We start from the raw sequence: 10828 nt of genomic DNA, 5'->3' as shown, positions 1-10828 counted from the left end.
GGGGGGTTTCACGGGGGGACGGCGGCTCGTCGAGCGGTGGGCCGTCCAGCATGCGTACGGTGGCGCGCAGCCGTTCCGCCTCCGCCGCGCAGCTCCCGCACTCGGCCAGGTGGGGTGGCACCAGCCGCTCCTCGGCCGGTTCCAGGGCGCCGAAGGCCCAGGCGGCCAGCAGGTCGCGGACGTCGTCGTGACCGGTCACCGCGCGCCCCCTTCCCTGTGTTCCCCTGCCGCCATCATGCGCCCTTCTCCCAGGCCGGGTCGGGTGGGTCGGCCAAAGTCTCCGCCAGGGCGCGCAGCGCGGTGCGCAGCCGGGTCTTGGCGGTGCCCTCGGGGATGCCGAGCTCGACGGCGGCCTGCCGGTAGGTGCGGCCCGCGAAGTAGGCGAGGTGCACCACCTCCCGCTGCGGCTGCGGGAGTTCGGCGAGAGCGCTGTGCAGCAGGAGGGAGCGCTCCCGGTCCACGACCGCCTCGGCGGGGCCGGGAGAGGCGTCCGGGATGCCGTGCAGGGCGAGGTCGTCGGCGCGGACGTCCTTGCGGTGCCGGGCCTCGCCGCGCACCCAGTCCACGGCCCGGCGGTGGGCCAGCACCGACAGCCAGGTCCGCAGGCTGCCCCGGCGCGCGTCGAAGGCGTACGGCCGGCTCCACAGCTGGGCGAAGACCTCCTGCGCGACGTCCTCCGCCGCGGCCCCGCTGCGGGTCACGCGCAGCGCGACCGCCCGCACCAGCCCGCCGTACGCCTCGTACGCCTCGGCCAGCGCGGACTCGTCGCCGTACACCAGCCGCCGGTGCAGCTCCGCGTCCGCGGGTTGCTGCACGGACGTCGTCCCCTCCGCGGACTCCACGGCACCACCACCCCTTGGTGCCCTTCCTAGCGTCCCGGGCGGCGCGGCGCCAGCGGTTCAGGAAGACAGGGCGTCCAGAAGCCGGTCGACGTCCGCGGCCGTGTTGTACAGATGGAAGGAGGCGCGCAGGTTGCCGGCGCGGTTGGACACCTCGATGCCCGCCGCGCTCAACTCGGGCTGTTGCCCGCCGAGTCCGGGCACGGACACGATCGGTGAGCCGGGGGCCGGCAGGGGTTCGCGGCCGAGGGCGGCCAGTCCGGTGCGGAAGCGGTCGGCGAGGGCGAGGTCGTGGGCACGCACCGCGTCCACGCCGAGCTCCTCCAGGAGTTCGAGGGAGCGGCGGGTGCCGGTGTAGGTGAACAGGGCCGGGCTGACGTCGAACCGCCGGGCGGAGTGGGCCAGTTCGGTGACCGGGCCGTAGCAGCTGTCCCAGGGGACCTCCCCCGCGACCCAGCCGGCGAGCACCGGCTTCAGGTCGCCGAAGTCCTCCGGCACGGCGAGGAAGGCCGCGCCGTGCGGGCCGAACAGCCACTTGAAGGTGGTGGCGACGGTGTAGTCGTACGACTCCGCGTCCACCGGGAGCCAGCCCGCCGCCTGCGAGAAGTCGACGTAGGTGCGGGCGCCGTGTGCCCGGGCCGCCGCGCGCAGGGCGGGCAGGTCGGCGATCCGGCCGTCGGCGGACTGGGCGGCGCTGACGGCGACGAGGGCGGTGCCGGGACGGACGGAGTCGGCGAGCCGCTCCAGCGGCACGATGCGCACCTTGAGGTCGCCGCGGGTGTGGAAGGGGTTCACGACGGAGGTGAAGTCGTCCTCGGCGGTGAGGACTTCGGCACCCGGCGGCAGCGAGGCGGCGACCAGGCCGGAGTGGGCGGACACGGACGCGCCGGCCGCGACCCGGGCGACCGGGACGCCGGCGAGCCGCGCGAACGCGGCGCGGGCCGCCTCCACGTCCTGGAACAGCGGGTCCAGCGGCCTGCCCTCGGCCCGGATCAGCGCGGCCTGCTGGAGGGCCGCGACGGTGCGGGCGGGGAGCAGGCCGCTGCTCGCGGTGTTGAGGAAGGTGTTCTTCGGGGCGAACTCGGCGCGGACGAGGCTCTCGAAGGTCTCCATGGCTCCACTGTGGGGCCGGGAGACCTCTCGGTCCATTGCGATTTTCTACGTGGTTCCGCCAAGGAACGCTTATACGTCCGCGCCGACCTGCGCGTTCTCAGCCCTGCTGGGGTACGGCGCACCCGTCGGGACCGCAGGCCTCGGCGCCGGCGTCGCCCTGGTCGATCAGCTGAAGCGGGGAGCGGTTGCCCCAGGCCTGGGTGAGGGCCTGGGTGAAGACCTCGGCGGGCTGGGCGCCGGAGACGCCGTACGTGCGGTCCAGGACGAAGAAGGGGACGCCGTTCGCGCCGAGCTCGGCGGCCTCGCGCTCGTCGGCGCGGACCTCGTCGGCGTAGGCGGCGGGATCGGCGAGGACCTCGCGGACCTCGTCGGCGTCCAGCCCGGCCTCCACGGCGAGCTCGACGAGGCGCTCGTCGCCCTCGGTGAACAGGGACCTCTCCTCGGCGAAGTTGGCCCGGTAGAAGATCTGGACGAGCTCGTCCTGCCTGCCGTGCTCCTTGGCGAGGTGGAGGAGGCGGTGCAGGTCGAAGGTGTTGCCGTGGTCGCGGTCGCGCGTCCGGTAGGCGAGGCCCTCGGCGGCGGCCTGGGCGCCGAGGTTCTCCTCGCCGGCCTGGGCCTGGGCCTCGCTCATGCCGTACTTCTTGCTGAGCATCGCGAGGACGGGCTGGACGTCGTCCTTGGCGCGCCCGGGATCCAGCTCGAACGACCGGTGGACCACCTCGACGCCGTCGCGGTGCGGGAAGGCCTCCAGCGCCTTCTCGAAGCGGGCCTTGCCCACGTAGCACCAGGGGCAGGCGATGTCGCTCCAGATCTCGACGCGCATGTCTACGGCTCTCTCCGGGTCGGACGGGTGCGGAGACTCCCTCCGCCGGGTGCGTGAACATTCAAACGGCTCGGACTATTCCGCCCTCAGGGGCGCGGGGAACTGCGCGACCGGCCACGACGGACCCCCACCCGCCGAACCGCCGCCGGAGGCTTCAGCTGCCGTCCCGCAGGTCCGCCGGCCAGTCCGGCCTGTACTCGATGTGGTCGTAGGTCACCACGCAGCCCTCGCCCATCGGGGACTGGCTCATGAAACCGACCAGGGCGGCACCGGTCTCCTTGTCGTCGCCGAGGGTGAAGAGGCGCACGAAGATCCACTGCTTGCCGTCGCGGGAGGCGTGGAAGGCGAAGGCGCGGCCGGTGCGGCTGACCCGCAGCCACACCGAACTGCCGTCCACGGTGAAGGAGTTGCAGTCGTCGGAGTGGCCCCGGGTGACGACCGTGCAGACGGTGGGTACGTCCGGGGAGTTCTCCAGGCAGAGCTTGGCCCAGGCCCGCTCGCCGACGTGGACGTACAGCACGCCCGCGTCGAAGGACGCGTTGAAGCCGACGGTGACCCGGGCTATCAGCTGGAAGTCGCCCTCGGGGGAGCCGAGGAGGCGCGGGGCGTCGGCGGCGGGGTCCAGGGACTCCCCGGTGGGCGGCACGAAACGGTCCTGCCGGGGGCCGGCCCAGCCGGAGAGGATGCCGTCCTCGTGGAGCCAGTGCCCGTCGGGGCCGTAGGTGCGCAGCGCGAAGGGCAGTTCGGGGAGTTCGACGTCCATCAGCCAAGTCTGTCAGGTCCGGGCGAGCTTCCTGGGGGCGCGGGGAACTGCGCGACCTGCCCCGGCGGACCGTCGGCCGGCAGTCCACCGCACCCCATAGGCGCTACCGCTCCAGACGCCCGTTGAACCGACGAGGCAGCCCCAGCGGGTTCTCGTCCCGCAGTTCGGGCGGCAGCAGAGCAGAGGGCGCACCCTGGTACGCCACCGGCCGCAGCCAGCGCTCGATCGCCGTGCCGCCCACCGACGTCGAGGTGGACGTCGTCGCCGGGTAGGGGCCGCCGTGCTGCTGGGCCGGGGCCACCGCGACACCGGTCGGCCAGCCGTTGACCAGGACACGGCCGGCGAGCGGGGTCAGCTCCGCGAGGATCTCCGCGCCGCGTCCCTGTCCTGCGGCCTCCCCCTCGGACAGGTGGACCGTCGCCGTGAGGTTGCCGGGCAGCCGGGACAGCACCGTGCGCGCCTGCTCGTCGTCGTCGTAGCGGACCACCACGGTCACCGGGCCGAAGCACTCCTCCAGGAGCAGGTCGTACGCCCCCTCCTCGGTCAGCTTCTCCGCCGCCACCGTGAGGAAGCCCGCGCTGACGGTGTGCTCGCCGCCAGCTCCGGGCGTCACGGGCGACCCGACCTCGGGCAGCCGCGTGCGCTCGGCGACTCCGTTGACGAAGTTGTCCCGCATGCGGTGGTCGAGGAGAACGCCCGGGTCGGTGTCGCTGACCGCGTCGGTCAGGGACTTCACCAGTCCGTCGCCGGCCGCGCCGGACGGCACGAGGACCAGGCCCGGCTTCACGCAGAACTGGCCGACGCCGAGGGTCATGGAGCCCGCGAGCCCGGCGCCGATGGCCTCCGCGCGCTCGGCCGCGGCCTCCTCGGTGATCACGACCGGGTTCAGGGAGCCCAGCTCGCCATGGAAGGGGATCGGCACCGGCCGTGCGGCCGCCGCGTCGAACAGGGCGCGGCCGCCCTTCACGGATCCGGTGAAGCCCGCGGCGGCGACCAGCGGGTGCTTGATCAGCTCGACGCCGGCCTCGAAGCCGTGGACGAGGCCGAGCACGCCCGCGGGGATGCCATGCTCGTCGGCGGCCCGGCGCAGCACGGAGGCGACCAGCTCGGACAGGCCCGGGTGGTCGGGGTGGGCCTTGACGACGACCGGGTTGCCGGCCGCCAGCGCGCTCGCGGTGTCACCGCCGGCGACCGAGAAGGCGAAGGGGAAGTTGGAGGCCGAGTAGACGGCGACGACGCCCAGCGGCACCTTGTAGCGGCGCAGGTCCGGGATCGGCGGGGTCGCGGTGTCGTCGGGGTGGTTGATCACCACGCCGAGGAACTCGCCCTCGTCGACGATGTCGGCGAAGGCCCGCAGCTGGTAGCAGGTGCGGGCGAGTTCGCCGGTCAGCCGGACCGGGCCGAGCGCGGTCTCGGCGTCCGCGGCCTCGACGAGGTGGTCCTTGGACTCCTCCAGCTTGGTGGCCGCGGTGCGCAGGAAGGCCGCGCGGACGGTGCGGTCGGCGAGGGAGGCGCGCGCGTCGTACGCGGCGCGGACGGCGGCGTCCACCTCCTGGGCTGTGGCCTCCACCGCAACCTGTTCGCGCTGCTTCCCGGTTCGGGGGTCGACACTCCAGACTGGTGCTGCTGCCACCGCGGGTCCCTCCACGTGTATCTGGGTCATTCACCAGGAACGTTCGATATACTGAACGCTGTCTCTGATGGTGAATATGCTGTTGGAGACTATAACTCTGGTTCTCGTCCAACAAAGGGGTCAAGGGCGATGTCGGCAGGCGAGACGGGCGGCGGGTCACAGGTCAAGTCCGCGGTACGGACGGTAGAACTGCTCGAATACTTCGCCGGGCGCCCCGGCATGCATTCCCTGGCGGCCGTGCAGGAGGCCGTCGGCTACCCCAAGTCCAGCCTCTACATGCTGCTGCGCACACTGGTCGAACTGGGCTGGGTGGAGACCGACGCGACGGGCACGCGGTACGGCATCGGGGTGCGGGCGCTGCTCGTCGGCACCTCGTACATCGACGGCGACGAGGTGGTCGCGGCGGCCCGGCCCACCCTGGACCGGCTCTCCGACGACACCACCGAGACCATCCACCTCGCGCGCCTCGACGGCACGAACGTCGTCTACCTCGCCACCCGGCAGTCGCAACACTACCTGCGGCCCTTCACCCGGGTCGGCCGCCGGCTGCCGGCGCACTCCACGTCCCTCGGCAAGGCGCTGCTGAGCACCTACTCCGACGAGCAGGTCCGCAAGATGCTGCCGGAGACCCTGCCGGCGCTCACCGAGCACACGATCACCGACCGCGAGAAGCTCATCGAGGAGCTGCACCAGATCCGCGAACAGGGCTTCTCGGTGGACCGCGAGGAGAACACGCTGGGCCTGCGCTGCTTCGGCGTGGCGATCCCCTACCGCACGCCCGCGCGGGACGCGATCAGCTGCTCGGTGCCGGTGGCGCGGCTGACCCCGGCCCACGAACAGATGGTGAAGGACGCCCTGTTCGACGCCCGGGACCGGCTGACACTGGCGACCCGCAGACTCTGAGCGCGGCGCCGGGCCCATCGGACCGCTCCGACGCACCCTGTCGAGGCCGCACACACACCCCGCCAGGGCCCCTCGAACGCGGCGCCCGATCCACCGACCGCAACAGGCTTCTCAGGGGCGCGGGGAACTGCGCAGAACGCCCGCCCCCACCAAGCCGAGGACAAACAACCGCCCCACCGCCGGCAGGGCCTACGCTCTGCGGCATGCAGATCGTTCTCCGCGAAGTCCACGACAGCGATCTGCCGGTCTTCTTCCGGCAGATGAACGACCCCGAGGCCCTGCACATGGCGGCCTTCACCCCGAAGGACCCGGCCGACCGGGCCGCCTTCGACGCCCACTGGAAACGGATCCGGGCCTCGGACGCCGTGCACCGCACGATCCTGATGGACGGTGACGTGGTGGGCAGCGCGGCGGTGTACGGCGAGCCGGGCGAGCGCGAGGTGACGTACTGGGTCGACCGCGCCTACTGGGGGCGCGGCATCGCCACCGCGGCCCTGCGGGAGCTTCTCGTCCAGGTGCCCGAACGCCCCCTGTACGCCCGTGCCGCCGCCGACAACTCCGGCTCGCTGCGCGTCCTGGAGAAGTGCGGGTTCCGGGTGACCGCGCGGGCGTCCGGGTACGCCCAGGCGCGCGGTGCGGAGATCGACGAGTACGTGCTCGCGCTGGACGCGTGAGCCCGCCGCCGCAGATGAACGTCCGAGCAGATGAACGTCCGATGAGAAAAGCGGACGCATGGGAACGATTCGCTTCCGTCCGGTCGTCTTGCGTGTGGGATGAACAAGACGATCAGGCGCGCATCGGTCTTCGCGCTGCTCCTGGTGTTCGCTCTGCTGATCCGGGCGACCTGGGTGCAGTTCTACGAGGGCCAGGCACTCGCGGACGACAACGACAACCGGCGGAACGCGATCGAGACGTACTCCTCGCCGCTCGGGAACATCATCGTGGCCGGAAAGGCCGTGACGGGTTCCCGGCGGACGACGGACAGCGACCTCGCGTACAAACGCACGTACACGGACGGCAAGCTGTACGCGGCGGTGACGGGCTACGCCTCGCAGGCCTACGCCCCGACCCAGCTGGAGGGCATCTACGCCGACCTCCTCAACGGCACGGACAGCCGGCTGAAGACCGTCATGGACACGGTCACCAATCAGCGGGCCGAGCCCGGTGATGTGATCACGACGATCGACCCGTCCGTGCAGAAGGCGGCGTACGACGCGCTCGGCGACAAGAAGGGCGCGGCCGTCGCGATCGATCCGACGACCGGCAAGATCCTGGCGGTCGTGTCGACGCCCTCCTACGACCCCTCCTCGCTGACGGACGCCAACACCGCGGGCAGCGCCTGGAAGCAGCTCAACGCGGACGCCGACAAGCCGCTCACCAACCGCGCGCTGCGCCAGCCGCTGCCGCCCGGCTCGACGTTCAAGCTGGTGGTGGCCGCGGCCGCGCTGGAGGACGGTCTCTACTCCTCGGTGGACCAGAAGACCGTGAGCCCGGACCCGTACACCCTGCCGGGCACGGTGACCCCGCTGCGGAACGAAAACGCCTCGGCGCCCTGCGAGAACGCCTCGATCCGGGTCGCGCTCGAGTACTCCTGCAACACCGTCTTCGCGAAGATGGCCGTCGACCTCGGCCAGGACAAGGTGCGGGCGACAGCCGAGAAGTTCGGCTTCAACGACGACCGGCAGGACGTGCCGGTGCGGGCCTACCCCAGCGTCTACCCCTCCGGCATGGACAAGTCCTCCACGGCCCTGACCGGCATCGGCCAGTACGACGTCACGGCCACCCCCCTCCAGATGGCCATGGTCTCCGCGGCCATAGCCAACGACGGCAAGCTGGTCTCGCCGCACATGGTGTCGACGATCACCGACCACGGCGGTGACGTCCTGAAGAACTACGACGACGAGGCGAGCACCACCCGGATCCTCAGCTCGGGGACGGCCGAGCAACTCCAGTCGGCGATGCAGTCGGTGATCCAGGACGGCACCGGCACCAACGCCCGGATCGACGGAGTGACGGTGGGCGGCAAGACGGGCACCGCCCAGCACGGCGAGAACAACAGCAAGACGCCGTACGCCTGGTTCACGTCCTACGGGAAGGCCGACGGCAAGGAGGTCGCCGTGGCGGTGGTCGTGGAGCAGTCGAACGCGGCTCGCTCGGAGGTCAGCGGCAACGGCCTGGCCGCCCCCGTCGCCAAGGCCATGATGGAGACGGCCCTGAAGAACTGACGCTTTCCGGTGGTTACTTGGCGCCGAGCACCTGCTCGATCGGGTCGATCGCGAAGTACACGAGGAACAGCGCCGAGGTGGCCCACAGCAGCCAGTGGATCTCCCTGGCCTTCCCCAGTACGACCTTGATCACGACGTAGGCGAGGAACCCGGCGCCGATGCCGTTGGTGATCGAGTAGGTGAACGGCATCACGGCGATGGTCAGGAACGCCGGGATCGCGATGTCGTAGCGGTCCCAGTCGATGTACTTGACCTGCGTCATCATCAGGAAGCCCACGGCGACCAGCGCGGGTGCGGCAGCCTGGAGCGGGACGATGGTCAGCAGCGGGGTCAGGAACAGGGCCAGGCCGAAGAGCCCGCCGGTGATCAGGTTCGAGAAGCCGGTGCGCGATCCCTCGCCGACGCCCGCCGCCGACTCGATGTACGACGTGGCGGAGGAGGCCGAGGCCGCGCCGCCGGCCACCGCCGCCGCCCCGTCGATCAGCAGGACCCGGCCGAGGTGGGGCACCTTGCCCTCCTCGTCCAGCAGCCCGGCCTCCGCGCTGATCCCGACGACCGTGCCCATCGTGTCGAAGAAGTCGGACAGGATGAGCGTGAAGATCAGCAGGACGACCGTGACGATCCCGACGCCGGGCGCGCTGAAGGAGCCGAACAGGCTGAAGTGGCCGATCAGTCCGAAGTCGGGGGTGTCGACGACCTTGTCGGGCCAGGCAGGCGTGGTGAGCCCCCAGGTCCTGATGTCGGCGATCGAGTTGATGACCATCGCGAGGACCGTCATGGTCACGATGCTGATCAGGATCGCGCCCTTGACCTTGCGCGCGAGCAGTCCGATGGTCAGCAGCACCCCGAGGCAGAAGACGAGGAGGGGCCAGCCGGTGAGCGTGCCGGTGCCGCCGAGCTGAACCGGCACGGTGGTGTTCGCGGCGTCGGGGATGCGGCTCACGAAGCCGGCGTCCACGAAGCCGATGAACGCGATGAACAGGCCGATGCCGACGCTGATCGCCTGCTTGAGCGGTTGCGGAATGGCGTGCATGACGGCCTCCCGCAGACCGGTCACCACCAGCACACAGATCAGCAGGCCCTCCAGGACGACCAGCCCCATCGCGTCGTCCCAGCTCATCAGCGGGGCGATCTGGAAGGCGACGACCGCGTTCAGTCCGAGCCCGGCGGCGAGCGCGAGCGGGAGGTTGCCGCCCACGCCCATGATGATCGTCATCACCGCGGCCACCAGAGCCGTCGCGGTGGTCAGCTGGACCGCATCCAACTGGTGCCCGAACTTGTCCTTCGCGCTGCCGAGAATGATGGGATTCAGGACAAGGATGTAGGCCATCGTGAAGAAGGTGGCGAAGCCGCCGCGTATCTCACGGGCGAAGGTGGATCCCCGTTCGGAGATCCTGAAGTACTGGTCGACGGACATGCTCGCTGCTCCCTGGTGCCTGAACGATCGGTGTGCGGATGCTGGCTGGATTGTTCCTGCGGTGAACGCGCCCCAGGTTTTCTCCGTGTTACGGATTCGGGGTCCGGCCCGTCCTCCGTCGTTCGAAGACCCGTACGAGAGCGCTTGCTGCGGCGCTGCTAGGCTTCCGGATCTCCGCCCGGCCACCCCCGGACGATCACATGTCATTCACATGACACACAAGGGAGAGGGAGCCCGTGGGCACAGTCGTCGACGACGCCGCCTCCGTGGAGTTCCACGCCTTCTTCGAACGCCACTACGCCGAACTGTCCCGCCTCGCCCATCTGCTGACCGGTGAGCCGGACGCCGCCGACGACCTCGCGGCCGACGCGCTGCTGGCGCTGTGGCACCGTTGGGACCGGGTGCGCGCGGCGGACCACCCGGCGGCGTACGCCCGCGGAGTGGTCGCCAACCTGGCCCGCACCCGTATCCGCAGCGCGGTCCGTGAGCGCCGGCGGGTCGCCCTGTTCTGGTCCCAGCGCGAGGAGAAGGTCGAGAACCCCGACGTGGCGGGCACGGTCGACGTCCAGGAAGCGCTGCGCAGGCTGCCCTTCCGCAAGCGGGCGTGTGTGGTGCTGCGGCACGCGTTCGACCTCTCCGAGAAGGACACCGCGCTGGCCCTGGGGGTGTCGGTCGGTACCGTCAAGAGCCAGACCTCCAAGGGGATGGCCGAGTTGCAGCGACTGCTCGGCCCCCGCAACGCTCCGCTGAGGATGCACGCCGCGATGGCGCGCACCGGCGACACCGCAGGAAGGGACCGATGACCATGCAGCGGGACGTGCACGGCGATCTGCGCGCCCGGCTGCGGGACGCGGCCGGGACACACGAGCCGAACCGTGAGCAGATGCTCGCCCGGATCGAGCGCGGCATGTCGGAGCAGACCCGCCCCGACCACCGGGCGACCCGGCCGCCGGTCTACGGCTGGGTGCGGGTGGTGAGCGCCACGGCCGCGGTCGCCTGTGTGCTGGGCTTCGGCGGTTACGCGGTGGCGTCCGCGGTCAAGGACGAGCCGCCCGCGCAGAAGTCGGTCGCTTCCACGGGCACCCCCGCTCCCTCCCCCGACGCGACGAGCC

General features: G+C 71.3%; 11 protein-coding genes and 1 pseudogene. 5 read left to right on the top strand and 7 right to left on the bottom strand.

The window, feature by feature from the left end:
• The 6 genes from EHS43_RS25740 to EHS43_RS25715 all read right to left on the bottom strand — a co-directional run.
• On the bottom strand, nt 1-199 hold a 199-nt coding region (locus tag EHS43_RS25740), incomplete at its 3' end, for an anti-sigma factor (protein WP_148104091.1).
• Between the two features lie 34 nt (nt 200-233).
• Nucleotides 234-842 (bottom strand): RNA polymerase sigma factor, encoded by a 609-nt coding sequence (locus EHS43_RS25735; RefSeq protein ID WP_125193140.1) that lies wholly within the window; start codon nt 840-842, stop codon nt 234-236.
• A gap of 57 nt (nt 843-899) precedes the next feature.
• Nucleotides 900-1952, bottom strand: a complete 1053-nt coding sequence (locus tag EHS43_RS25730) for an aminotransferase class V-fold PLP-dependent enzyme (RefSeq protein ID WP_125193139.1) — start codon at nt 1950-1952, stop codon at nt 900-902.
• 97 nt (nt 1953-2049) lie between these two features.
• Nucleotides 2050-2775: a DsbA family oxidoreductase gene (locus EHS43_RS25725; protein WP_125193138.1), complete on the bottom strand. Its 726-nt coding sequence runs from the start codon at nt 2773-2775 to the stop codon at nt 2050-2052.
• 154 nt (nt 2776-2929) lie between these two features.
• Entirely contained in the window at nt 2930-3538 is a 609-nt protein-coding gene (locus EHS43_RS25720; protein WP_125193137.1) for a DUF1349 domain-containing protein, read from the bottom strand.
• 103 nt (nt 3539-3641) lie between these two features.
• Complete coding sequence (locus EHS43_RS25715) at nt 3642-5171, bottom strand: aldehyde dehydrogenase (NADP(+)) (protein ID WP_125193136.1); 1530 nt, start codon at nt 5169-5171, stop codon at nt 3642-3644.
• A 129-nt stretch (nt 5172-5300) separates the two neighbouring features.
• Here EHS43_RS25715 and EHS43_RS25710 point away from each other — a divergent pair, with 129 nt between their 5' ends.
• The 3 genes from EHS43_RS25710 to EHS43_RS25700 all read left to right on the top strand — a co-directional run bounded on the left by EHS43_RS25710 (nt 5301) and on the right by EHS43_RS25700 (nt 8299).
• Complete coding sequence (locus EHS43_RS25710) at nt 5301-6074, top strand: IclR family transcriptional regulator (RefSeq protein ID WP_007381154.1); 774 nt, start codon at nt 5301-5303, stop codon at nt 6072-6074.
• A gap of 203 nt (nt 6075-6277) precedes the next feature.
• Nucleotides 6278-6748, top strand: coding sequence for a GNAT family N-acetyltransferase (locus EHS43_RS25705; RefSeq protein WP_125193135.1), 471 nt, complete (start codon nt 6278-6280; stop codon nt 6746-6748).
• Nucleotides 6749-6847: 99 nt separating this feature from the next.
• Nucleotides 6848-8299, top strand: a complete 1452-nt coding sequence (locus EHS43_RS25700) for a penicillin-binding protein 2 (protein WP_125193134.1) — start codon at nt 6848-6850, stop codon at nt 8297-8299.
• Between the two features lie 13 nt (nt 8300-8312).
• On the opposite strand, the gene EHS43_RS25695 is transcribed toward EHS43_RS25700, so the two are convergent.
• Complete coding sequence (locus EHS43_RS25695; RefSeq protein WP_125193133.1) at nt 8313-9716, bottom strand: NCS2 family permease; 1404 nt, start codon at nt 9714-9716, stop codon at nt 8313-8315.
• A 236-nt stretch (nt 9717-9952) separates the two neighbouring features.
• On the opposite strand from EHS43_RS25695, the gene EHS43_RS25690 reads away from it, so the two are divergent.
• Entirely contained in the window at nt 9953-10519 is a 567-nt protein-coding gene (locus EHS43_RS25690) for a SigE family RNA polymerase sigma factor (RefSeq protein ID WP_125193132.1), read from the top strand.
• Nucleotides 10516-10828: pseudogene (locus EHS43_RS25685) on the top strand (hypothetical protein); the annotation flags it as partial. The gene EHS43_RS25690 and the pseudogene EHS43_RS25685, both read left to right, overlap by 4 nt.

The organism is Streptomyces sp. RP5T (assembly GCF_003933965.1).
Classification (GTDB): domain Bacteria; phylum Actinomycetota; class Actinomycetes; order Streptomycetales; family Streptomycetaceae; genus Streptomyces.
This window is presented reverse-complemented; position numbering and strand designations above follow the sequence as displayed.

What these genes read in the sequence shown, in the direction of transcription:
- EHS43_RS25730 (WP_125193139.1), bottom strand. Translation starts at nt 1,952, where the DNA reads ATGGAGACCTTCGAGAGCCTCGTCCGCGCCGAGTTCGCCCCGAAGAAC.
- EHS43_RS25725 (WP_125193138.1), bottom strand. Translation starts at nt 2,775, where the DNA reads ATGCGCGTCGAGATCTGGAGCGACATCGCCTGCCCCTGGTGCTACGTG.
- EHS43_RS25720 (WP_125193137.1), bottom strand. Translation starts at nt 3,538, where the DNA reads ATGGACGTCGAACTCCCCGAACTGCCCTTCGCGCTGCGCACCTACGGC.
- EHS43_RS25710 (WP_007381154.1), top strand. Translation starts at nt 5,301, where the DNA reads ATGTCGGCAGGCGAGACGGGCGGCGGGTCACAGGTCAAGTCCGCGGTA.
- EHS43_RS25705 (WP_125193135.1), top strand. Translation starts at nt 6,278, where the DNA reads ATGCAGATCGTTCTCCGCGAAGTCCACGACAGCGATCTGCCGGTCTTC.
- EHS43_RS25700 (WP_125193134.1), top strand. Translation starts at nt 6,848, where the DNA reads ATGAACAAGACGATCAGGCGCGCATCGGTCTTCGCGCTGCTCCTGGTG.
- EHS43_RS25695 (WP_125193133.1), bottom strand. Translation starts at nt 9,716, where the DNA reads ATGTCCGTCGACCAGTACTTCAGGATCTCCGAACGGGGATCCACCTTC.